The organism is Methylobacterium sp. CM6241 (genome assembly GCF_054817845.1).
The window spans coordinates 3695741-3718164 of sequence record NZ_CM139246.1; the positions used below are offsets into that span (position 1 = coordinate 3695741).

At 69.2% G+C, this 22424-nt stretch carries 20 protein-coding genes; 8 read left to right on the forward strand and 12 right to left on the reverse strand.

The genetic code is table 11. The annotated features are described in order from the left end of the window. Positions 1-78 precede the first annotated feature (78 nt). Positions 79-810 (forward strand): autoinducer binding domain-containing protein, encoded by a 732-nt coding sequence (locus ACYQR9_RS17390; protein ID WP_461227524.1) that lies wholly within the window; start codon positions 79-81, stop codon positions 808-810. Positions 811-872: 62 nt separating this feature from the next. Then, positions 873-1349 (forward strand): VOC family protein, encoded by a 477-nt coding sequence (locus tag ACYQR9_RS17395; RefSeq protein ID WP_461227525.1) that lies wholly within the window; start codon positions 873-875, stop codon positions 1347-1349. A 15-nt stretch (positions 1350-1364) separates the two neighbouring features. Here ACYQR9_RS17395 and ACYQR9_RS17400 read toward each other — a convergent pair whose 3' ends face one another. Together ACYQR9_RS17400 and ACYQR9_RS17405 are read right to left on the reverse strand one after the other, a co-directional pair. After that, complete coding sequence (locus tag ACYQR9_RS17400) at positions 1365-2309, reverse strand: DMT family transporter (protein ID WP_461227526.1); 945 nt, start codon at positions 2307-2309, stop codon at positions 1365-1367. A gap of 118 nt (positions 2310-2427) precedes the next feature. Then, positions 2428-3372: a DNA-3-methyladenine glycosylase family protein gene (locus tag ACYQR9_RS17405; protein ID WP_461227527.1), complete on the reverse strand. Its 945-nt coding sequence runs from the start codon at positions 3370-3372 to the stop codon at positions 2428-2430. Positions 3373-3581: 209 nt separating this feature from the next. Between ACYQR9_RS17405 and ACYQR9_RS17410 the strand changes: the two genes are divergently transcribed. From ACYQR9_RS17410 to ACYQR9_RS17420, 3 genes are all read left to right on the forward strand, one after another. Next, entirely contained in the window at positions 3582-4637 is a 1056-nt protein-coding gene (locus ACYQR9_RS17410; RefSeq protein ID WP_056424287.1) for an efflux RND transporter periplasmic adaptor subunit, read from the forward strand. Position 4638: 1 nt separating this feature from the next. After that, positions 4639-7794, forward strand: a complete 3156-nt coding sequence (locus tag ACYQR9_RS17415; protein WP_461227528.1) for an efflux RND transporter permease subunit — start codon at positions 4639-4641, stop codon at positions 7792-7794. A gap of 358 nt (positions 7795-8152) precedes the next feature. Next, a complete protein-coding gene (locus tag ACYQR9_RS17420) occupies positions 8153-8944 on the forward strand; it encodes an SGNH/GDSL hydrolase family protein (protein ID WP_056424280.1) in 792 nt (263 codons plus the stop codon). A 32-nt stretch (positions 8945-8976) separates the two neighbouring features. On the opposite strand, the gene ACYQR9_RS17425 is transcribed toward ACYQR9_RS17420, so the two are convergent. The 9 genes from ACYQR9_RS17425 to ACYQR9_RS17465 all read right to left on the reverse strand — a co-directional run bounded on the left by ACYQR9_RS17425 (position 8977) and on the right by ACYQR9_RS17465 (position 18274). Continuing rightward, a complete protein-coding gene (locus ACYQR9_RS17425; protein ID WP_461227529.1) occupies positions 8977-9780 on the reverse strand; it encodes an MBL fold metallo-hydrolase in 804 nt (267 codons plus the stop codon). Positions 9781-9823: 43 nt separating this feature from the next. Next, positions 9824-10621: a TatD family hydrolase gene (locus ACYQR9_RS17430; RefSeq protein WP_461227530.1), complete on the reverse strand. Its 798-nt coding sequence runs from the start codon at positions 10619-10621 to the stop codon at positions 9824-9826. A gap of 41 nt (positions 10622-10662) precedes the next feature. Continuing rightward, positions 10663-12264, reverse strand: a complete 1602-nt coding sequence (metG, locus tag ACYQR9_RS17435; protein ID WP_461227531.1) for a methionine--tRNA ligase — start codon at positions 12262-12264, stop codon at positions 10663-10665. 82 nt (positions 12265-12346) lie between these two features. Further along, positions 12347-13402: a DNA polymerase III subunit delta' gene (locus ACYQR9_RS17440; protein ID WP_461227532.1), complete on the reverse strand. Its 1056-nt coding sequence runs from the start codon at positions 13400-13402 to the stop codon at positions 12347-12349. Continuing rightward, positions 13392-14087, reverse strand: a complete 696-nt coding sequence (gene tmk, locus ACYQR9_RS17445) for a dTMP kinase (protein WP_461227533.1) — start codon at positions 14085-14087, stop codon at positions 13392-13394. Before tmk ends, ACYQR9_RS17440 begins: the two co-directional genes overlap by 11 nt. Beyond that, positions 14084-15343 carry a D-alanyl-D-alanine carboxypeptidase family protein gene (locus ACYQR9_RS17450; protein WP_461227534.1) on the reverse strand — a complete coding sequence of 420 codons (1260 nt, stop codon included), beginning with the start codon at positions 15341-15343 and terminating at the stop codon, positions 14084-14086. The genes tmk and ACYQR9_RS17450 overlap by 4 nt, the downstream gene beginning before the upstream one ends. A gap of 165 nt (positions 15344-15508) precedes the next feature. After that, positions 15509-16951, reverse strand: coding sequence for a septal ring lytic transglycosylase RlpA family protein (locus tag ACYQR9_RS17455; RefSeq protein WP_461227535.1), 1443 nt, complete (start codon positions 16949-16951; stop codon positions 15509-15511). 395 nt (positions 16952-17346) lie between these two features. Next, complete coding sequence (locus ACYQR9_RS17460; RefSeq protein ID WP_056424261.1) at positions 17347-17652, reverse strand: ribbon-helix-helix domain-containing protein; 306 nt, start codon at positions 17650-17652, stop codon at positions 17347-17349. Continuing rightward, positions 17636-18274, reverse strand: a complete 639-nt coding sequence (locus ACYQR9_RS17465; protein WP_056424260.1) for a ParA family protein — start codon at positions 18272-18274, stop codon at positions 17636-17638. Before ACYQR9_RS17465 ends, ACYQR9_RS17460 begins: the two co-directional genes overlap by 17 nt. Before the next feature lie 478 nt (positions 18275-18752). Here ACYQR9_RS17465 and ACYQR9_RS17470 point away from each other — a divergent pair, with 478 nt between their 5' ends. Beyond that, entirely contained in the window at positions 18753-19331 is a 579-nt protein-coding gene (locus tag ACYQR9_RS17470; RefSeq protein WP_461227536.1) for a PAS domain-containing protein, read from the forward strand. Positions 19332-19365: 34 nt separating this feature from the next. Here the strand turns inward: ACYQR9_RS17470 and cobF are convergent, their stop codons facing one another. Next, the gene (gene cobF, locus ACYQR9_RS17475) at positions 19366-20124 is read right to left on the reverse strand and encodes a precorrin-6A synthase (deacetylating) (protein ID WP_461227537.1); all 759 of its coding nucleotides are present in this window, start codon (positions 20122-20124) and stop codon (positions 19366-19368) included. Positions 20125-20166: 42 nt separating this feature from the next. Between cobF and ACYQR9_RS17480 the strand changes: the two genes are divergently transcribed. Beyond that, positions 20167-20640: a hypothetical protein gene (locus tag ACYQR9_RS17480; protein ID WP_461227538.1), complete on the forward strand. Its 474-nt coding sequence runs from the start codon at positions 20167-20169 to the stop codon at positions 20638-20640. Positions 20641-20727: 87 nt separating this feature from the next. Then, on the forward strand, positions 20728-22416 hold the full coding sequence (locus tag ACYQR9_RS17485) for an efflux RND transporter periplasmic adaptor subunit (protein WP_461227539.1): 1689 nt from the start codon (positions 20728-20730) through the stop codon (positions 22414-22416). The last annotated feature ends 8 nt before the right edge of the window (positions 22417-22424 follow it).

Consider the following 22424-nt stretch of genomic DNA (forward strand, 5'->3'; position numbering starts at 1 on the left):
TCGTTGACAATCTAGAGTTCTGTTGCCCACATGTTTCTCGACCATGAATGGTGGTCGGATTCTCCGGCGAGAACGCGGGTGACGCGCAAATCCCTCGATCAGACCCTCGGCTTCCTCCGTTCCCTCGACCGGACGGCGAGCGGCGAGGACGTCGCCCGGGTTCTGGCGGCGGAACTGGCGGATCTCGGCGTCGCGCATATCATGGCGGCCACGGTGCCGGTACGGGGCACGTCCGTCCGCCAGCAGCGCGGCCACGTCCTGCTCAACACCTTCCCAATGGAATGGGGCCGGCGCTACCTGACGCGCGGCTATGCCTTCCACGACCCCACGGTGCAGCGCCTCGGCTACTCAACCGCGCCCTTCGCCTGGAGCGACGCCACCGATGAGCATGCCGACGATCCCCTGGCGCGCAGGGTGATGGACGAGGCTGCGGATTTCCATCTGCGCGACGGCCTGACGATCCCGCTGATGACCTTCGACGGCGAGACCGCCGGGTTCAGCGTCTCGGGCGAGCGACTCGCCATCGATCCGGCGGATCGCGGCATGCTCCAACTGATCGCCACCTACGCGTTCGGCCACCTGCTACTGCTGAACGGGCAGAGCCCGGCGGCCTCCGCGCGCCTCGCCCCGCGCGAGCGCGAGGCCCTGCAATGGGCGGCCGAAGGCAAGACCGATTGGGAGATCGGCGAGGTCATGGGGATCTCCGCCCATGGCGTCGATTTCCACCTGCGTTCCGCCCGCGCCAAGCTCGGCACCGCCAACCGCACCCAGGCCGTCGCCATCGCCCTGCGGCGGGGGCTCATCATCTGATGGGCTCGAGGCCGGACATTCGATAGTCTCGCGCGAGCTCAACCTCGCGAGAGGAGTCGACGATGCCCAAGGTCAGCACCTGCCTGTGGTTCGGGGGGGACATCGAGGCGGCGGTCGGCCTCTACGTCTCCCTCGTCCCCGATTCGCGGATCGACCATGTCCAGCGCTCGCCTGGACCCTGGCCGGGCGGGGAAGCGGGCGATGCGCTGCTGGTGGCCTTCACCCTCGGCGGACAGAGCTTTCAGGCCCTGAACGGAGGCGCCACGGCCGATTACGGCACTGCCGCTTCGATCTCGGTGGCCTGCGCCGACCAGGACGAAGTCGACCGGTTATGGGCGGCGCTCACGGCGGATGGCGGGGCCGAGATCATGTGCGGCTGGCTCAGGGACAAGTGGGGAGTGCCCTGGCAGATCGTACCCACGATTCTCCCTCGGCTGCTGGCCGACCCCGATCCGGCCGTGGCGCGCCGGGTCTTCTCCGCCATGCAGGACATGGTCAAGCTCGACATCGCCTCCCTCGAGCGCGCGGCCGCCGGCTGAACCGGACGTCTCGCCTCACCCGCCGCCCGGGCGTTCGCGGCGGCCGAAGCGCTCGGCGATGACGATGCCGCCAAGCACGAGGGCTAAGGCCGCGGCCTGGTACCATTGGAACGCTTCGCCGACGACGAGGATGGCGAGGCCCGAGCCGAAGATCGGCACGAGGTTCACGAACACCCCCGCGCGGTTCGGGCCGATCAGTTCGACGCCCCGCATGAACGAGAGCTGGGCGATCAGGGACGGGCCTAGGGCCACGAAAGCGACGATGGCCCACCCCTTCGGTGTCGGCCAGATCAGGGTTCCGGCAGCCTGTTCGAGGACGAGGGCGGGCAGGGAGGTCACGAGGGCCGCCAGCGCCATCGCCGAGAAGAAGGTCAGGCCGGACATCTTGGGGCGGTCGGCGAGGGCGACGGTGTAGCCGGCATAGAGAAGGCAGGCGCCGAGCATCAGCATGTCGCCGATGTTGAAGGAGAGCGTCGACAGGATGTGCCAGTCGCCGTGGGTCGCCGCGACGCCCGCGCCGCCGAGGGTGATGACGACGCCGAGGATCTGCGCTCCGGTCACGGCGACGCGGTGCACGACGTAGTTCAGCAGGATGACGAGGACCGGAATCGCTCCCTGGAACAGCGCGACGTTGACGCCGGTGGTGTAGATGCCGGCGGCGTAGAACAGGCTCGCATAGGCGGTGTAGCCGCAGGCCCCCATCAGGAGGACGTAGCGCCAGTGGCGTGCGACCAGGTGGCGCTCGGCCACGATCCCGCGCCAGGCCGGCCAGGCCAGCGCGAGGCAGGCGAAGGCCCAGCGTAGGCAGGTGAGCACCTGAGGCGAGACTTCCCCCACGGCCCATTTGCCCGCGACCACGTTGCCGCCCCACAGCAGGGTCGTGAACAGGAGGAGCGGGTAGGCGGCCCCGGCGCCACGGGTCTCGACGGCCGGGCCGGGGGAGGCGGACGGAGAGGTCATGATCCCTTCGGGGGCTTTGCTCGGAGATGTTTCTTCGCTGGCGGTACCGCCATCCCCTTCTGTCCCGGCCATGACGGGCTGAGCAAGGCCGCCGGAAGCAGGGCTGACATCACGGATCCTACCCGGAGACGGGCCGGGGAGGGCGGCGCTTGGCGGCGGGTTTGGGGACAGGCAGGGCGGCGGCGATCCGCGCGGCGTCGCTCGTCCAGAGATGCAATGCGGCGTAGGCCCGCCAGGGCCGCCAGGCTTCGGCCCGGATGAGCAATTGCGCCGGTGTCGGACGCCCCGCCCCGATATCGAGGGATCGGAGCAGGGCGAGGTCGCTCGCCGGCAGCGCATCCGGTTCGCGCAAGGCCCTGAGGGCGATGTACTGTGCCGTCCACTCGCCGATCCCGCTCAACGCCCTCAGGGCGGCCACCGCCGGATCGAGCCCACGTCCCCGTGCGAACAGAGCGGGATTTGCATGGGCCTCCGCCGCAAGGGCGCTGATCGCTCTGCCGCGTGCCCCCGGCATGCCGAGGGTCGCGGCCACGTCTGCATCGAGCAGGCGATCCGGCGTCGGGAACAGGTGGGTCAGCCCCGTTCCGGCGTATTCCGGCGCCATCGCGTCACCGAAGGCGGCAACCAGCTTGCCGGCGAGCCGGGTCGCCGCATTGACCGAGACCTGCTGTCCGAGAATGGCGCGTACCGCGATCTCGAACCCGTCCCAGGCGCCCGGAACCCGCAGGCCCGGCCGTTCGGCCACGAGGGGGGCGAGGTCGGGGTGGCGCGAGAGCGCGGCCGCGATGAGGGCCGGGTCGGCATCGAGATCGAACATCGGCCTCAGCCGTGCCAGAACGTCCGGCAGAATCGCCGGATCGGGATGATCCACCGTCGCGACGAGGGCATCGTCCCCGCCCCGCATGACGGAGATCGTGCCGGGGAGCCCGCCGATGAAGACGGTCCGGGCATAGGCGTCCGCCGTCACCACCTCGACACCCGGAATGGCCCGGCCGCCGAGATAGGCGAGGATCGCGGGCCAGTCGTAGGGCGGCCTGTAGGGCAGCGGGATGATGTGGGTCACGACGCTCTCCGGCCGCCTCCACCATCTCACGGCCGCGGGAATCGCGAAACCGCGCGCGGGCCGACGCAACGGTGCGAGGCAGGAGGTGAGGCAGGACGGGAAAATCCGGCATCGCCCGTATCGGGTTGCGGGGCGACGCTGTATCCGTTCACGAGGGACAACGCGGCGTATCGATCGCGAGGCCGGGGAGGGCGGTTCTGGTGTCGTGGGTGCGTGGTCTCCTCTTCGCGGGAATCGTGGCCGGAATCGCCGCCTTCGCGGTGAGCGAAGCCGGCACGGCCCTCATCGCCGAACTGCGGGAGCGGGTCGCCCCCGGTCCCCCTGCCCCGCGTCATCTTCCGGCTCAGCGCACCGCCATCGAGGACGGGCGCACCGTGGTCCGGCTCAAGCCGGAGGAGCGGGAACGCCTCGGCATCGCCACGCAGGTGCGCCCGTACGCTCCCCACCGCGAGGAACTCCAGGCCTATGGCAGCGTCCTCGACGTCGCCAGGGTCACCGACCTGACGAATTCCTACGCCAGCGCCAGGGCGCAGCTCCAGACCGCACAGGCCCGGGTCGAGGTCTCGCGCAACGCCTTCCAGCGCGCCAAGAATCTCGGCCCCTACGCCACCACCGTCCAGGTCGAGACCACCGAGGGCACGTTCCAGACCGACCAGGCCGCCCTGGCGGCGGCGGAATCGCAGGTTCGCACCCTCGCCGCCACGGCGCAGCAGGAATGGGGGCCGGTGATCGGACGGGCCATCGTCGAGCGCTCGCCGGCCATCACCCGGCTGATCGAGCGCGTCGACTTCCTGGTTCAGGTGACCCTGCCGCCGGGCGAGAGCATCAAGGGCCAACCCGCCGCCGCCTTCGCCGAGGTGCCGCCGCAGAGCGCGCGGATCGCGCTGCGCTACGTCTCGCCGGCCACCCGCACCGACCAGCGCATCCAGGGCCTCAGCTACTTCTACACCGTGCCGGGCGATAGCGGCTTCCTGCCCGGCATGAGCATGCTCGCCTTCCTCGCCTCCGACCGGAGCGTCACCGGCATCAGCGTGCCCGAGGATGCGGTGGTGCATTGGCAGGGCGGAACCTGGATCTACCGCGCGGTGGCGCCCGACGCCTTCGCCCGCCACGCCCTCAAGGCCGACCCGCCCATGTCGGCCGATGCCTATGTGGTGGAGGATCTGCCCGGTGAGACCGAGATCGTGCTGACGGGCGCGCAGGCGCTCCTGTCCGAGGAGATGAAGAGCCTGCTCTCCGTCTCCGGCGGCGTGGACGACGATTGACGTGAGCGACGTTCCGAACGCTTCCCCGAGTGGCCCCCAGGCGGCTCTCGTCGCCTTCGCGGTGCGCTTTCGCGGCATCGTCCTGGCGCTCAGCCTCGCGCTCGCCGGCTACGGCATCTACGTGCTGGGGGACGCGAAATACGACGTGTTCCCGGAATTCGCCCCGCCCTCCGTGGTCGTCCAGACCGAGGCGCCCGGCCTCAATCCCGAACAGGTGGAGGTGCTGGTCACCCAACCGATCGAGGTGGCGGTGAACGGCTTGCCGGGGATCGAATCCCTGCGGTCGAGCTCGATCCAGGGCCTGTCGGTCATCACCGTCACCTTCGGTACCGGCAGCGACGTCTACCGCGTCCGCCAGCTCGTCACCGAGCGCCTGACGGCGCTCGCGGGCCGCCTGCCCCAGGGCGTGCTGCCGCCGGCGATGACCGCTCTCACCTCGGCCACCAGCACCGTGCTCCTCGTCGGCCTGACCTCGGAGCGGCGCTCCGATCTCGACCTGCGCACCATCGCCGACTGGACCGTGCGCCTCCGGCTCCTGGCCGTGCCGGGCGTCAGCCAGGTCTCGGTCTATGGCGGCGCCGTGCGCTCGCTCCAGGTCCAGATCCGGCCGGCCGACCTCATCCGCTACAATATCGGCATGAACGACGTGCTCGCCGCCGCCCGCAAGGCCACCGGCGTGCGCGGGGCGGGCTTCGTCGACACGATCAACCAGCGCGTCACCCTCCAGACCGAGGGGCAGTCGCTCACCCCGGAGGAGCTGTCCCGCACGGTGCTCATCAACGAGGGCGGCGCCAGCGTGACCCTCGGCGACGTCGCCACCGTGGTCGCCGCCGGCGAGCCGCCGATCAGCGCCGCCCTGGTGGACGGCAAGCGCGGCGTGCTCCTCATGGTCGGCGCGCAATACGGCGCCAATACCCGCGAGGTCACCGCCCGAGTGGAGGCCGCTCTCGAAGACCTGCGCCCGGCCCTCGACCGGGAAGGCGTGGCTTTGCGGCCGGATCTGTTCCGGCCGGCGAACTTCATCACCATCGCCAATGCCAACGTGCTCCAGGCGCTCGGGCTCGGCGGCATCCTCGTCGTCGTCGTGCTGTTCGCCTTCCTGTACGATTGGCGCACCTGCGTGATCTCGTCGGTGGCGATCCCGCTCTCCCTCATCGCCGCCGTGGTGGCGCTCCAGGCCATGGGCGAAAGCCTCAACACCATGACGTTGGGCGGCCTCGCCATCGCCATCGGCGAGGTGGTGGACGACGCGGTGATCGGCGTCGAGAACGTGGTGCGCCGCCTGCGCGAGAACCGGCGCCTCGCTTCGCCCGTCCCGGAGGGGAGGGTGGTCATCGACGCCATCCTCGAAGTCCGCACGGCGGTCGCCTACGCCACCTTCGCGGTGCTGCTGGTGTTCCTGCCGGTGCTGGTCCTGTCCGGCATCGCCGGCAAGCTGTTCGCCCCCCTCGCCCTCGCCTACATCCTCGCGGTGGTGGCTTCGCTCGCCGTGGCGCTCACCGTCACCCCCGCCCTGTCGATGATGCTCCTCACCGGGCGGCGCGAGACGGACATGCGCGACCCGCCGGTGATGCGCTGGTCGCGCGGCGGCTACACCCGCCTCCTCCAGGGGATCAACCGCGCACCGCGCATCGTCATCGCCTGCGGTATCCTGGTGACCCTGGCGGGCGCCGCCGCGACGCCGTTCTTCGGCAGTACCTTCCTGCCCGACCTGAAGGAGGGCCACCTGATCCTGCACATGGCGGCGGCGCCCGGCACGTCGCTGGGGGAATCCATGCGCCTCGGCGGTCGCATCACCACCGAACTGCGGAAGATCCCCGGCATCCGCGCCGTGGCTTCTCAGATCGGCCGCGCCGAGGCGGGGCAGGACACCGCCGGCACCCATTACAGCGAGATCCATATCGACCTCGAACCGGGGCTCGACGGCGCGGGGCAGGGCAGGGCCGAGGCCGATATCCGCACCCTGATGGCGGGGTTTCCCGGCGCCGCCTTCTCGCTCAAGACCTTCCTCACCGAGCGCATCGAGGAGACGGTTTCAGGCTACACCGCGCCGGTCGTCATCAACGTCTTCGGCAACGACCTCGCCCGGATCGAGGCCGCCGCCCGCGATATCGCCCGCGAACTCGCCGAGGTGCGCGGCGCCACCGATATCCAGCAGGCTTCCCCGGCCGGGCTGCCGCAGATCAACGTCGGGCTCCGGCCCAACGACCTGCGCCATTGGGGGCTCTCGGCCGTCGAGGTGATGGAGGTGGTGCGCACCGCCTATCAGGGCGACGTGGTCGGCCAGACCTATGAGGGCAACGCGGTCTTCAACGTCCTCGTCATCCTCGATTCCGGGGCGAGGGGACGTCTCACCGCTTTGGGCGACCTCCCCTTGCGCTCCTCGAACGGCCGCTTCATCCGCCTCGCCCAGGTGGCGGACATCTACGAGACCTCGGGACGCTACCAGGTCCAGCATCAGGGCGCCCAGCGCGTCCAGGCCATCACCGCCAACGTCACGGGGCGCGACGTCGCCTCCTTCGTCGAGGCGGCGCGGCGCAAGATCGCCAAGGAAGTGGCCCTGCCGAGCGGCGTCTATGTGAGTTTCTCAGGCTCGGCCGAGGCCCAGGCGCGGGCCAAACGCGATCTGCTGCTGTTCTCCGGGCTCGCGGGCCTCGGCATCGTGCTGCTGCTGGCCATGGTCACGGGCAGCGCGCGCAACCTCATGCTGGTCCTGGTCAACCTGCCCTTCGCCTTCGTCGGCGGGGTACTGGCGGTCTTCGCCACCGGGGCTGTGCTGTCGCTCGGCTCCATCGTCGGCTTCGTGACGCTGTTCGGCATCTCGCTCCGCAACACCATCATGATGATCTCGCATTACGAGCATCTCGTCGCCATCGACGGCCGGGCGTGGGACCGCGACACGGCGGTGGAGGGGGCCGCCGACCGGCTGGTGCCGATCCTGATGACCTCCCTCGTCACCGGCCTCGGCCTGCTGCCCCTGGCGCTGGGAGCCGGCGAGCCCGGCCGCGAGATCGAGGGGCCGATGGCCATCGTCATCCTCGGCGGTCTCGTGACCTCGACGGTCCTGAACCTCCTGATCCTGCCGACCCTGGCCCTGCGCTACGGCCTGTTCACCACCGGCGAGGGCAGGGCGCCGGACACGGCGCGGGCATCCTAGGGAGATCCAGTGCGAGCCGTCCGTCGGTACCGTCCGGCACGGCGAACCTGGATGGCGAATCAGGCCCTTTCAGAACCCATATCTGCCATTCGCATAAGATATATTATGGAACATGAAGCCCGGGAGATCGGGGTGAGGGGGGCTTACAGGACCAACTTGACACGAAGCTGGGATTCACCATTCCATGAAGTGTCGCTGAGAGATGGCGGCTTTACGCCTTGCTCACCAGCTTCCTTAAGCGATCCGCCAGTTTCAGGGGCAATCGTCACAATCCTATCTCAAACCGCGTGTCTAACCCGTGGCGGAGTGGGACCGGTCTTCGCGACCGCCCGCCCCGATCGTTCTCGAAGCGGATCCGATGCTGACCCTCCTCAAACCCTGCGCCGCCCCGTTCCTCGGCCTGGCCCTCGTGGCTTTGGGCCTCGGCGCTCCGGCATGGGCGGAGCCCGTGGTATCGAAGCCGGCCATTCCCGCCCGGGCGCTGGCCAAGCTCTCCCACGTGGCCGCCCTGGTGAAGGCGGGATCCGACATCCGCATCGTCGCCTTTGGCTCGTCGTCCACGGAAGGGTCGGGGGCCTCCTCCCCCGCCACCGCCTACCCCGCCCAATTGCAGGAGGACCTGCAGGGACGTCTCGACGTCGCTGGCGCCAAGCACCCCATCGTCACGGTCCTCAACCGCGGCAAGGGTGGTGACGACGCCGAGGCCATGGCCCGCCGCCTCGACCGGGACGTTCTGGCCGAGCGGCCCGACCTCGTGATCTGGCAGACCGGCAGCAACGACCCGATGACCGGCGTCACGGTGGAGCGTTTCACCGAATTGACCCGTCAGGGCATCACGGCGATGCGCGCCGCCGGCTCCGACGTCATCCTCATGGACCAGCAATGGTGCCGCCGCCTGACGACGACCAACGGTGCCGAGCGCTACGGCGACGCGTTGCACAGCCTCGCGGCCGAGCTCGACGTGCCGGTGATCCGCCGTCACGCCCTGATGCGGACCTGGGCCGCCAGCGGCCTGCTCAGCCCGGCGCAGATGATCGGCCCCGACGGGCTGCACATGACCGATGCGGGCTATGACCGCCTCGCCAAGGCGGCCACGGCACAGATCCTGGTCAATGCCGGCCTGATCCCGGCCGACCCCATGCGTAACTGACGCGCGCCCTCCCCGGCACTCTGCCTGCGCGTCTAGAGGTCCACGCTCACCGACAATCCGTCATAGGCCGGAACCACGCCCGGCGGCAGCTTGGCCGCGAGAGTGGCGTAGTCGAGATCGGTGTGGAGGTTGGTGAGAATCGCGCGGCGTGGGCGCACCTCCTCGATCAGCGCGAGCGCATCCGAGACCGAGTAATGGGTCGGGTGAGGGGTGTCGCGCAGGGCATCGATGATGAGGAGATCGAGGCCGCGGAGTTGCGCCTTGGCCGCTTCCGGCATCAGGCTGACATCTGGCGCGTAAGCCGCCGGGCCGAAGCGAAAGCCATGGGCGCTCTCGGTGCCATGCTCCATACCGAAGGCCACGGCCTCGATCGCACCGCCCTCACCCGGAATCGTCACCGGCTCGCCCGCCACGAGATCGTTCATGTCGAGGATCGGCGGATAGGCGCTGCCGGGCGGCGTCTCGAAGCAATAACCGAAGCGCATCGTCAGCAGGGCGCGGGTCTCGGCATCGGCATAGACCGGGATGCGCCGGTGCATGTGGATCACCAGCGGCCGGACGTCGTCGATCCCGTGGGTATGGTCCGCATGGGCATGGGTGAACAGCACCGCGTCGAGGCTCTGGACCCGCGCCGCCAGAAGCTGCTCCCGCAAATCCGGCGAGGTATCGACCAGAAGGGTCGTGGACACCGCCTGCCCTCGCCGCTCCACCAGGATCGAGCAGCGCCGCCGCCGGTTCCTCGAATCGGACGGATCGCAAGCGCCCCAGCCGTAACCCACACGGGGAACGCCGCCGGACGAGCCGCAGCCGAGGATCGTCAACGTCAGAGAACCCATCCGCACCTCCCGGTCCGTTGGTAGCGGAGCGCGCGGGCCTCTGTCATGCCGCCCGGCCGCCGGATGGGGGCGCCTTGTCGAACAGGCGGTGGAAATTGGCCGTCGTCAGGCTCGCGAAGGCCTCGAACTCCATGTCGAGGGTCTTGGCCAGGGAGCGGGCGGTGTCGGCGGTATAGGCCGGCTCGTTGCTGCGCCCACGGTGCGGCTCGGGCGCCAGGAACGGCGCGTCCGTCTCCACCAGGATGCGGTCGCGGGGCACGGCGAGGGCGATGTCGCGGAGCTCGTGCGAGCGCCGAAAGGTGACGATGCCCGAGAAGGAGACGAACAAGCCGAGTTCGACCCCGACCTCGGCCAGGCGTCGGCCCGAGGAGAAGCAGTGCAGCACCGCCTTGAAGGTCCCGCGCTTCATCTCGTCGACGAGCACCGATTCCATGTGCTCGTCGGCATCGCGGGCATGGATGACGAGGGGGAGGCCGGTCTCGCGGGAGGCCGCGATATGCCGGCGGAACACCCGCTCCTGCACTGCTTCGGGTGCGGCGTCCTCGTAATGGTAGTCGAGCCCCGCCTCGCCGATCCCGACGCAGCGCGGATGATGGGTGAGGGCGACGATCTCTTCCGTGGGCACGTCGGGCTCGTCCCCTGCCCCATTCGGATGGGTCCCTACGGTGTGCCAGATCTGCGGATGAGCCTCGGACAGGGCCTCGTAGACCCGCGCCTTGGCGATTCGCGTCGAGATGGTGAGCATCCCCGTCACGCCCGCCGCCTCGGCGCGGGCGATCACGCCGGGAAGATCCTCGACGAAGTTCGGGAAGTCGAGATGGCAGTGGCTGTCGACCAGCATGGACAAAACTCGGGATTCTCGGTGACGCTGCGGACCCCGCCTCAGACGGCGGGAGCCTCCGGCTCTACGAAGCGCGGGAACAGCCCGCTCGGCGCTGGGAGCGCCGTGCCCGGCACCAGCCGACCCCCCTCCCCGATATCGGCGAGCTGCCGCCTGTCGGCGGGCACGGCCAGGAGGTCGAGGAGCTTCGCGCCCGAATCCGGCATGAAGGGCTGCACCAGAATGCCGATGGCCCGTAAGGTCTCGGCCACCACGTAGAGGGAGGCGGCCATGCGGGAAGGGTCGGTCTTGCGCAGGACCCAGGGTTTCTGCGCGTCGAAATAGCGGTCGGAGGCCGTCACCACGGCCCAGATGTCGGCGAGCGCCATGTGGAGGGCTAGCTTGTCCATCGCCACCCGCACGGAGCCCGGCAGGGCGTCCGCCAGCGCCAGGAGTGCCCGGTCGTCCTCCGTCAAGTCGCCGTGCTCGGGGACGAGGCCACCGCAATTCTTCGCGATCATGGAGAGAGAGCGCTGGGCGAGGTTGCCGAGACCGTTCGAGAGGTCTGCCGTGTAGCGGGTGATGATGGCCTCGTGGCTGTAATTGCCATCGCCGCCGAAGGGGACTTCGCGCAGGACGAACTGGCGCAACGCATCGACCCCGTAGGTCGCGATGAGGTCCATCGGATCGACCACGTTGCCGAGCGACTTCGACATCTTCTCGCCCTTGGAGAGCAGGAAGCCGTGGCCGAAGACGCGCTTCGGCAGCGGCAGGCCCGCCGACATCAGGAAGGCCGGCCAGTAGACCGCGTGGAAGCGCACGATGTCCTTGCCGATGACGTGCAGGTCCATCGGCCAGAACTTTTTGCGGGCGTCAGCCTCGTCGGGGAAGCCCGTCACCGTGAGATAGTTGGTGAGGGCATCGACCCACACGTACATCACATGATCCGGGTGCCCCGGCACCGGCACGCCCCAGTCGAAGGTGGTGCGGCTGACGGAGAGGTCCTTGAGGCCGGAGCGGACGAAGCTCGCCACTTCGTTGCGCCGTGTCTCGGGGCCGATGAAGTCGGGCTGGGCCTCGTACAGAGCCAGCAGCCGATCCTGGTAGGCGGAGAGACGGAAGAGGAAGTTCTCCTCCTCCATCCAGGTCACGGCCGTGCCGGTCTCCCGCGCGCGGCGTGTCCCGTCGGGGGCGGTCTCGGTCTCGTCCTCGTTGTAATAGGCCTCGTCGCGCACCGAGTACCAGCCGGCGTATTTCGACAGGTAGATGTCGCCATTGGCCTCCATGCGCCGCCAGAGTTCCTGGGCGGCGGCATAATGGTCCGGCTCAGTAGTGCGGATGAAGCGGTCGTGGCTGCAGTTCAGCGCCTCGGCCATGGCCTTGAAGCGCGCGGCCATGTCGTCGACCAGGGCCTTCGGGCTGATCCCGGCCTTAAAGGCGGTCTGCTGGATCTTGAGCCCGTGCTCGTCGGTGCCCGTGGAGAACAGCACATCGTAGCCGTCGAGGCGCTTGAAGCGCGCGATCGCGTCCGTGGCGATCACCTCGTAGGCGTGGCCGATATGCGGCGCGCCGTTGGGATAGGAGATCGCCGTGCTGATGCCGAAGGTTTTCGCACCGGAAAGGGCCTTGGCATCGGAAAGGGTGGGGCCTGGATCGTTGGCCATCGCGTAGCGGTATCCCCGGATACAGGGTTCATGGGTTCACGGGACGGCTCCGGGAGCACGGGCCGAACCGGCTCACGTCCCTTCAGCGTACGGCGCCCGCGAGGTCGCCGAACAGCGAGAGGATCAGCGGCCGGCGGTCGAGATTGTAGGTCGCGGCCTCCCGGGCGGCGCGGGCGATCTTGTCACACACCTCCACCAGGGCCGCAAGGCGAGCCGGCGGCTCGTGGCGGCGGCGGTCGAGTTCGGCGGAGACGAAGCGGAACACCGCCTCGAGGCTCGCGGCGAAATGCTCGTCCGCGTCCCGCCCCGAAAGCTTGTCGGCCAGCGCCAGGATGCGGCGCCAGTCGGGATGGTCGAGGCGCGACAGCAGGGTCTCCATCTCGCCGACGAGGTTGGATGTCGCCGGATCGAGCATGGCGAAGCCCTGCGCCACCGAGCCCTCGGAGAGGGCGGCGGCACGGGCCAGGACCTCCGGGTCGGGCCGGACGAAAGGGGGAGGGAAGCTTCCCAGAACCTCGGCCACCTCCCCCTCCCCCAGGGGCCGCAGGTTGAGGGCACGGCAGCGTGAGCGGATCGTCGGCAGCAGCCGGCCCGGCGCGTGACTGACGATCAGGAACAGGCAGCGGGGCGGCGGCTCCTCCACCATCTTGAGCAGGGCGTTCGCGCTGTTGGCGTTGAGATCCTCGGCGCTGTCGACGATGCACATGCGGTAGCCGTCATTGCCCGCCGTCGAGCCGAACAGGTCGAGGGCATGGCGCGCGGCATCGACCGAGATCTTTGTCGCGAGCGTCTTGGCATTGTGCGGCCGCGTCCGGCGCAGGGCCACGAGGTTGGGATGCGACAGGGCCGCCACCTGCCGCGCCGCCGGATGCGAGGGATCGACCGCGAGGGTATCCGGGATGCGGCCGGGGCGCGGGTTGGCGATGAGCCAGCGCGCCACCCGATACGCCAGGGTCGCCTTGCCGATACCGCGCGGGCCGCCGATGAGCCAGGCATGGTGCAGGCGTCCCGAGCCGATGCCTTCGATGAAGGCGGCTTCCGCCTCCGCATGGCCGACGAGGCCTGCCTGCTCGCGTGGGCGGGGGATGTCGGCGAGGTCGCCGGGTTCGACATCCTCGGGAGCGCGTTCAGGCCGCATCGTCGGCGGCCTCCGGGCTGGAGAAAAGGCTGGGCAGGCGGGCCGCGAGGGCGGCTGCGATCGCCTCTTCCACCGCATCCGGGGGGATGCCGGCATCGATGACGACGCAGCGCTCCGGCTCCGTTGCGGCGATGGCGAGGAACGCCTGCCGCAGGCGGGTGTGGAAGGCGAGGGCCTCCGCCTCGAACCGGTCGGCCGCCTCCCCCTCCCCGGCGCGGGCCTTCGCCCTGGCGAGGCCGATGACGGGATCGAGGTCGAGGATCAGGGTGAGGTCGGGCGTCATATCCCCGACGACGACCCGCTCCAGGGCCGAGAGCAGGGCAGGGTCGAGGCCGCCAGCCGCCCCCTGATAGGCACGGGTCGAATCCGAGAAGCGGTCGCACAGCACGGTCTCGCCGCGGGCGAGGGCCGGGCGGATCAGCGTGTCGAGATGGTCGATCCGGGCGGCGGAGAACAGCAGCGCCTCGGCGAAGGGGCCGTGCCGCTTCACCGTTCCGGCCAGCAACGCCTCACGGATCGCCTCGGCCTTGGCGGAGCCGCCGGGCTCGCGTGTCGTCACCACCGGGACGGAGGACGCACCACGCAGGCGCGTCGCGAGCCGGGCGATCTGGGTCGATTTCCCGGCCCCCTCCCCGCCCTCGAAGGTGATGAAGACCCCTCCCCGCCCGCGGTTTCGGCCGGTCACGATTTGGCGCCGGCCTTATCGGTCGCGCCGGCCTTGTCACTGGCACCGGCCTTGTCGAAGGCGCGCCGGAACAGGCCGGTCCCGAACTCCCAGGCTCCGTCGAGGGCGCGCTGCGGGATCGTGCCGGCTGGCACGTCTTCTCCGGCATAGACCGGCAGGTCGAGGGCCTGGGTGTCGCCGCGGGTGATGCGCAGGCGGCCCACCTCCTTGCCCTGTTCCACCGGCGCGGTCAGCGGACCCTGATAGACGACGCGGGCACTGATGCGGTCGCCGTTGCCACGGGGCAGGAGCACCCGGACCGGCTTCTTGGCCACCAGCGGGACGCTACCCTGCGCCCCGCCGAAGACGGAGGCATCGGCCACGGTCTCACCGCTGGCGAAGATCTGGCGCGGCTCGAAGGCGCGGAATCCCCATTCCACCAGCTTGCGCGACTCGGCGGCGCGGTCGCGCGCCGTCTTGAGGCCGCTGACCACCATGATGAGGCGCTGGCCGTTCTGGACCGCCGAGCCCGTGAGGCCGTAGCCCGATTCCTCGAGATATCCGGTCTTGAGCCCGTCGGCCCCGATATCGAGGGTCAGCAGCGGATTGCGGTTCTGCTGCTTGATCTTGTTCCAGGTGAACTCGCGCTCGGCGAAGATCTTGTAGAGATCGGGATAGGTGTCGATGAGGTGGATCGCCAGCTTGGCGAGATCGCGTGCGGTGACCTTCTGGTCGGGCGCGGAATAGCCGGTGGCGTTGCGGAAGGTGGAGCGCGTCAGGCCGATTTCCTTGGCCCGCGCGGTCATCATCCGACCGAAATTCTCCTCCGAGCCGGCGATGCCCTCGCCGATGGCGATGGCCGCGTCGTTGCCCGATTGCACGATCAGGCCGCGCAGCAGATCGGACAGCTTGATGCGGCTGTTGAGCTGGGCGAACATCGAGGAGCCGCCTCCCCCGGCACCGCCCCGGCGCCAGGCGTCCTCGGTGATCTGGAATTCGCTCTCCATGCTGAGCCGGCCCTGCCGGATCTCGTTGAAAACGATCTCCGTGGTCATCAGCTTGGCCATGCTGGCCGGCGAGAACAGCTCGTCGGCCGCTTTTTCGAACAACACGGAGCCCGAATCCGCATCGATCAGGATGGCGTGGGGAGCGGCTGTCTGGAAACTCTGGGCAAGGGCGGGAAGGGCTGCGAACCAGCCGATCGCCGACAGGCTCAAGCCGGCCAGTCCGGCCCGAAAGCCGGCGGCCAGATTCGTCCGGTTCGTCGTCGCACGCATCGTTCGCCTCATGCCCGTCGGCCCCGAGGCTTGGCTGATAAGCCCGGTCCGTTCTCGCCCTTGCGAGATGGTATAGCGGATCGCCCGCGAAATCGAACGCAACTTTGCCGATGATGTCGCGACACGGTGGACGAGACGATGCCGCCGGTCCCGGTCGTTCGACGGTCAGTTGACCTCGGCGATGCGCGAGCGGCGTGGCTGGGCCGGCTTCGCTGCGGCGGTGGCGACCGCCGGGGCGGACGACTTGCCGCGTCCGGCCTGTGCGCCGACGGGCTGCGAACCGGCCGGAGGCACGGACAGCTTGGCGACGCTGGCCTTGGCCGTTCCCAGCGGGCTCGAGGGCGGCGCAGCCGGACGCAGGTTCGCCACCGCGGCATGGCCTGTCGCGGAGCGTGCCGGGGTCGCGGTGCTCGCCGTCTTCACCACCGGGCCGCGCGAGGGAGCAGGGGCGGCCGCCATCCTCTGCGGTGCCGCCGGGACCGGCACGTGGGCGAGTTTCGTCTTCGGAGCGGAGGATTCCAGCTTGGCCTGGAGCGTCTTCGCGTCCTTGGTCGTCGTGGCGCCGTGCTTCGATGCCTGGGCAGGGGCTTGGGCAAGGTTCTGGGCTGGGCCAGCGCTCGAAGCGAGGCGCATCGCTGCCACGGCGTGGGGCGGCGATCCCTTCGCCTTCGGCGCGGCATGAGCCATCTGCAGGGCCGGTGCCGGGCGATCCGGCATGGTCGGCCGGAACGCATGCGACCGGGACGCGGTGGGCTGCAGGGCCGCCGGTACGGCGACGCTGGAGCCGCCTGCCACCAGGACCGGCGCGGGCCGGGCAGGACGCGGCGCGGGAGCTGTATCGTCCTCGTCAGGGGCCGGCTTGAAGGCCATGGCGGGACGCTGCGCGCGCGACAGACGCTCCGTTTCGGCATCGGGGCCGAGATCGGCCATCATCACCGGTGAAGCGCCGCCGACGCGGGCAGGCGCGCCATCGGTGCGCAAGGTCGCCATCAGCTTGCGGTCGTCGCTGCCGGCAGTGGAGGCCTTCCCCACATACTCCACCCGGACCTTGGCGGTGCCGCTGCGGTGGAATTCCAGGGCCTGGGCCACCTCCTCCGACACGTCCATGAGCCGGTTGGCGTGATAAGGGCCGCGATCGTTGACGCGCACGATCATCGAATGGCGGTTGGCGAGGTTGGTGACCCGGACGTAGCTCGGCAGCGGCAGCGTCGGGTGGGCGGCTGCGATGGAGTGACGGTCGAATACCTCGCCGTTGGCGGTCATTCGGCCGTGGAACGCGCTGCCGTACCAGGAGGCCAGGCCCTCGCGGACATAGCCCTTGGCATCGTCGCGGGGCACGTAGGTGCGGCCCGCCACCACGTAGGGCTTTCCCGAGAAGCGGCGGCCGCCGCCCTTGGGGATCGTGTCGCCCTCGTTATAGAGGCGAGGACTGGCCTTCACACCGTATTTCGGATCGTAGGACGATCCGGAGGACCCGGCCGGGCCAGCGAGCTTCTGGGTGTTCTGCGCGCAATTGGCGGTGGTCAATGCCACCACGGACACGGCGAGGAGGCGCAGCAGCGGTACGCCCGCCGTTGGAGCCGATCCGGCCTTCGTCGAACGCGCCATACCGAACCGCCCAGCACTCTACGCTCTCGAAACGCCATACAGGGCTCGGGGAACGGAAGAGCGATCCGGTCCGGCCGTCGAAGGCCGCCCGGAAAGAGCGGGCTTCGATTGCACAGACAATTGTCGGGTTGACGTAAAGGAAAGCTGAACGCTGCGGGTCGAGGGCGGGGCCGGCCTTATCCGCTCATTCATCAAGTGAAGAGCGCGCTACAAAACCCTGTCAGAGTGAAGAGAATCACGTTCTCGCGGTTGTGGACATCGTCTCGAAATTCCGCCCGGAAGGTCAGGAGGTCGGTGCCGCCAAATGCGGATGCGTCAGTTGAGGGTATGTAAATAAGTATTTGGCAAGAAATGATTTTATCCTGTCGATGCCAGGCATCGACAGGAGCCGGGTATCAGCGGTGGCTCGTCTCGTTCAGCCGCTCGATCGGCATGGTCCCGCGCTGTTTGAACAGCAGATCGAGGGCTTCCAGCATGAGCGCATGCATCTTCGTGCGCTCGGTATGGGCGAGGTCGCGCAGCTGGTCGTAGACCGGCGGCTCCAGATAGACCGACATCTGCCTGGCACGCTCCTTCAGGGTGCCAGGCGCCTTGCGGACGGGCGTGTGGCCCGTATCGAGCTGGACGATATCGGCGCTCCTCCCTGGGGAGGCGGCTCCCGCGACGATGGAGGCGAGGCTCGGCCTAGGCGGCTTTGGCATGTTTGACGACCTGCATCCGCTTCTCGATCCACGTCCAGAGCTTGCGGACTTCGCCGGCGGCCTGGCCCTTGGGGTTGAATTCGGTGACGCCCTGACCGACGCCGATCGCGTCCTGGTGATCGGTCCGCGCGACGATGTTCACGTCCGGCAGGATGCCCAGCACGGCGAGGCCATCGGCTGCGTCGCGGATCCGGTAGGAGCGCGGCGGGGTCTGGTTCAGCACGAAGGCGAACTTCTTCTCCAGGCGGTAGATGGCGGCCAGGGTCGGCTTGAACGCGCGCAGGTCCGCCGGGGTGGGGCGGCAGGGGATGATGCAGAGATCGGCCGCGCGGATCGCCGAGAGCGTGCCGGTGGAATCGACGCCCGGCGTATCGATGAAGACGTAATCGTAGGAGGATTCACGCAGCTGGGTCATGACGGCTTCGATCTGCGTCGCGTCGATCTGTGCCACTTCCGGGCCATCCGCCGTGCGGTGGTCGAGCCAGTCGCTGATCGTCGCCTGGCGGTCCATTTCCAGGATGCAGACCGACAGGCCGCGCTCCTGCGCCGCCACCGCCAGTGAGATGCACAGGGTGCTCTTTCCACTGCCTCCCTTCTGGGTGACGAAGGTGATGGCTTTCATACGGGAGCCCTTCTCGCGGCTTGAGATGTCGCATTCCTGCCGTGCCGGGGCGAATATCGGCCCGGAGGCCGATCGAATTCCCGGCCTCGGATCGACACCGGACGCGCTCGAAGCCGTCGTCCCGTGACACCAGGATGCCCTGATCCCGGTTTTTGGCGGGTCATGGTTAATCAGTGGTTAAGATCGACGCCGGGGCTCGGAGGGTTCCGTTGGCTGAGGATCGTGGGCCACGATCGATCTCCCCGTCCCCCGGCGAACATGCACTTGGTGGCAATCTCAGGTTGCCTTTAATGCACGCATAACGTGTTAAAAGCTTTCAGTGATGCGGTTTTAGGGGTATGATGCGGTCTCAGTCGCCGTATGTCGAAGCATTTATCAACCTCAGGTAATGACCCAATGGAGGTCCGACCTGGCTTCGGGATACTCCGCGGTCACCGTTTCGCTGTCAGCGGCCCGGCCCCGGCGGCCCAGGAGATCCATGCCTGCGCGCACCAGCTTTTTCCCCGACGACTCGGATAGCCTTCGGGATGCGCTCGACGCATCGGGAATCGTTGGCGTCTGGTCCCACGACGTCTGGGCTGGCCGCATCGCCGTCTCCGGGTTGCTCGCGGAGATTCTCGGCTTCGCTCCGGAGACGGAGGTCGTGAGTCTCGACGCCTTCCTGACGGCGATCCACGATGAGGACCGGTCTCGCGTGGAGAATGCCCTACATGCCGCCACCGAGGGGGGCGGTCTGTTCGAGATCGTCTTCAGGACGGTTCGAGGCGAGCGCCGGCTCGGCCTGCGCGGACGGGTTGAGCGGGACGGGTCTGGCGAGTGCGCAAGGGGGCTCGGCATCGTCATCGATCACACCGAGGATGGCGCCCTCCCTCATCAGCCCGACATGCAGGCCCAGGCGGCGGCCAACCGCATGGCGGAACACGCCATCGCCCTGCAAGACCTTGCAACCGGCCTCCACCGGCCGAAGCTGACGGCACTCCTCGATGCCTTGATGCGAGAAATCGGCTTCACGCTGGCCGGTCACATCGAGAGGGGCGAGCGACGCCGCGATCATTGAGGGCGAGGTTGGCGTCGAGAGACGTGATCCTGGCCTAATCCGCCGGCTTCCGTAGCAGGTAGATGTCCATGATCCAGCCGTGGCGTGCCCTCGCCTCCGCCCGGATGCGCCGGATCTCGGCGGCGACGTCGCCGAGGCGGCCCGAGAGGGTGATCTCGTCGTCGCTCCCGAGATAGGCGCCCCAATAGATCGTCAGCTCCGGGTCGAGATGGGCGAAGGTCGGGTCGCCGTCGAGCATTACCACGGTGGTGTCGGCCTCCTCGGAGAGGCCGCCAGCGATCTGGCGTCCCGTGGTGATCTGCACCGGCGCGCCGATGCGGTTGAGGGCGATGCGGTGACTGGCCGCCAGGGCTTGGACGCTGGTGATGCCGGGGATCACCCGGTACTCGAAGGCGAGGCGGCCCCGCGCCACGATCCGGTCGATGATCCGTAGGGTGCTGTCGTAGAGCGACGGGTCACCCCAGACCAGGAAGGCCCCGGTCTCGTCTTCTTGCAGTTCCCGCTCGATCATCGCTTCGTACAGGGCGGCGCGGGCGCTGTGCCAATCCTCCACGGCCACGCCGTAATCGGCCGGATTCCGGTCCCGCTCCGGGTCCTGCGCCTCAACGATGCGGTAGGGCCGCTCCTCGATGTAGCGCTCGCAGATCTCCCGGCGCAGGGCGACGAGGTCGGCCTTATCTCCTCCCTTGTCGAGGACGAAGACCACATCCACCGTGTTCAAGGCCCGGATCGCCTGGATCGTGACATGCTCCGGATTGCCGGTGCCGATGCCGATCACGAGGATCTGTCTCACGCGTCTAGCCTTCCGAGTTGCGATCGGCCCTGTCGCGGGCGCATGCCCTATGCTACGCTCTGCGCCGACATGAAACCCATCCGGCGCAATCTGGACCGGAGCCTCGCGCTCTGGCTGATGACGGTGATCCTCGCGATCGCCGGCTTCGCCATGTCGTCGCCCGCGAGCGCCCATACCGGGCATGGGCACGGAACCGGGGCCCAGGTCGAGCGGGTCCAGGTCGAGCGCGTCCAAGTTCAGAACGCCCGCGAGACGAAAGCGGTCCAGGGGATCACGTCCGATAGCCGCATGCGTGCCGTGGTCTCGGTCCTGCGGGCCGAGCCTCATCTTGGCTGCGCCGGTCCCTGCTGCGCCGGCGGCTGTGGCGCTCCCTGTTGCGCCCTCGGCCTCGCTCCCACCGAGGGCGACGTCGCATCCTCCGCCGGACTGACCGGACCCGTTCCCGTGGGTGCCGCCTCCGCACGGACGGATGCCGCCCCGGATTCCCCGTCCGAACCCCCGAGATCCTTCGCCTGACGTAACGACGGCGTTCCCGCGCGGCTGCCTTCCGGCCTCGCGTGGATCGCCGTCTCCTGCTTCAACGGCGCCAAGGTTTCTCGCATCATGTCCATCGTTTTTCCGGCTGCCCTGCGCCGTGTCGCAGTGTGCGCCATCGCCTGGGCGGCCCTGACCGGCGCGGTCCTGTCCCATGAGGGCCATTCCCACGGAGACGAGGCCCCTGCCCTGCCCGTCGCAGCGGCGGCACCGCGAGCCGAGGCGAAGTCGGAGCGCTACGAACTCGTCGCCACCGTGCAGGGGCACGATCTCGTCTTCTATCTCGACGCGTTCGAGACCAACGCGCCGGTCATCGACGCCACCCTCGCCCTCTCGACGCCGGACGGGCGCAGGAAGGCCGAGCTCCAGGCCGACGGCACCTACCGGCTCCCGGCGCCCTGGCTGGAGGAATCCGAGCACCACGACCTCCTCGTCGCGGTGACGGCGGAGGGCGGCACCGACATCCTTTCCCTCGATCTCGACCTGCCCGCCCCCAAAGCCGCGGCTGCGGCGTCCGAGACGGCGACCGCCGCCACCCTGGTCGAGCGCCTGACGCACCAGCCGCCCTCCGTCACCGCCGCCGGGGGCTTCCTCCTCGGCCTCGGGGCCGTCGTCCTGATCCGGCGTCGGCGCACGATTCCCATCGTCGTCGTCCTGGCGGTCACGGCGACGATCGTGCTGGGCAGCGCCGCCCTCGCCCATGAAGGCCACGATGCCGCGCCGGCCGAGGGGGGGATGATGGCGAGCCCGCCCTCCGGCGGCGCCGACCGGGCCAAGCGCTTAGGCGACGGGTCGATCTTCGTACCCAAATCCCTGCAGCGGCTCCTCGTCCTGCGCACCGCCCTGACGGCGACGGAGAACGTGGCCCGCACCGTGGCCCTGCCCGGCCGGGTCATCGCCGATCCCAATGCCAGCGGCGTGGTGCAATCCTCCGTCGGAGGCCGTCTGGCCCCTCCGGCAAGCGGATTTCCTCGCCTCGGAACCCGTGTGACGCGCGGCGAGGTGCTCGCCACCGTCACCCCTCCCGTCCAGGCCGTGGACGTCTCCGACATGCGCCAGCGCCAGGGCGAACTCGACCAGCAGATCGCGATCCTCGACCGGCGCGTGGTCCGGTTCGAGCGTCTGGCGGGGACCGGCGCCGTGGCGCAGACCCAGCTCGACGATGCCCGCTCCGAGCGCGACGGGCTGAAGGACCGCCGCGCCGCCCTCGATGCGGTCCGTGGCTCGCCCGAGGCACTGGTCGCACCCGTGGACGGAGTCATCGCCGAGGCCAGCGCCACTGCCGGTGCCATGGCGGCTCCCGGCACCGTCGTCTTCCGCATCCTCGATCCGAAGAAACTTTGGATCGAGGCGCTGAGCTTCGAGGCCCTGTCCCCTGAGGGGGCGGCGACGGCCCGGCTCGGGGACGGGCGCAGCATGGCGCTGGCCTATCGCGGCGCCGGCCTCGCCGATCGCAATCAGGCCGTTCCCGTGCAGTTCGCGGTGGAAGACGACACGACCGGCCTTCGGCTCGGCCAGTTCGTGACCGTCCACGCCCCCCTGACGGGGGAGCGGACCGGCCTCGCCGTGCCCCGCTCCGGCATCCTGCGGGCGGAGGGCGGCAGCGTCGTCTACGAGCATGTCGGCGCCGAGCGCTTCGTGGCGCGCACCGTCCGCACCGATTCCCTCGATGCCGACCGCACCCTCATCGCCGACGGTCTGGAGCCGGGACGGCGCGTCGTCGTCCAGGGCGCCGAACTCCTCGACCAGATCCGCTGAGGAGACAG

Coding starts and splice junctions, on each gene's coding strand:
- ACYQR9_RS17395 (WP_461227525.1), top strand. CDS start 873: ATGCCCAAGGTCAGCACCTGCCTGTGGTTCGGGGGGGACATCGAGGCG.
- ACYQR9_RS17400 (WP_461227526.1), bottom strand. CDS start 2,309: ATGACCTCTCCGTCCGCCTCCCCCGGCCCGGCCGTCGAGACCCGTGGC.
- ACYQR9_RS17420 (WP_056424280.1), top strand. CDS start 8,153: ATGCTGACCCTCCTCAAACCCTGCGCCGCCCCGTTCCTCGGCCTGGCC.
- ACYQR9_RS17425 (WP_461227529.1), bottom strand. CDS start 9,780: ATGGGTTCTCTGACGTTGACGATCCTCGGCTGCGGCTCGTCCGGCGGC.
- ACYQR9_RS17430 (WP_461227530.1), bottom strand. CDS start 10,621: ATGCTGGTCGACAGCCACTGCCATCTCGACTTCCCGAACTTCGTCGAG.
- metG (WP_461227531.1), bottom strand. CDS start 12,264: ATGGCCAACGATCCAGGCCCCACCCTTTCCGATGCCAAGGCCCTTTCC.
- ACYQR9_RS17440 (WP_461227532.1), bottom strand. CDS start 13,402: ATGCGGCCTGAACGCGCTCCCGAGGATGTCGAACCCGGCGACCTCGCC.
- ACYQR9_RS17450 (WP_461227534.1), bottom strand. CDS start 15,343: ATGCGTGCGACGACGAACCGGACGAATCTGGCCGCCGGCTTTCGGGCC.
- ACYQR9_RS17455 (WP_461227535.1), bottom strand. CDS start 16,951: ATGGCGCGTTCGACGAAGGCCGGATCGGCTCCAACGGCGGGCGTACCG.
- ACYQR9_RS17460 (WP_056424261.1), bottom strand. CDS start 17,652: ATGCCAAAGCCGCCTAGGCCGAGCCTCGCCTCCATCGTCGCGGGAGCC.
- ACYQR9_RS17465 (WP_056424260.1), bottom strand. CDS start 18,274: ATGAAAGCCATCACCTTCGTCACCCAGAAGGGAGGCAGTGGAAAGAGC.
- ACYQR9_RS17470 (WP_461227536.1), top strand. CDS start 18,753: ATGCCTGCGCGCACCAGCTTTTTCCCCGACGACTCGGATAGCCTTCGG.
- ACYQR9_RS17480 (WP_461227538.1), top strand. CDS start 20,167: ATGCCCTATGCTACGCTCTGCGCCGACATGAAACCCATCCGGCGCAAT.
- ACYQR9_RS17485 (WP_461227539.1), top strand. CDS start 20,728: ATGTCCATCGTTTTTCCGGCTGCCCTGCGCCGTGTCGCAGTGTGCGCC.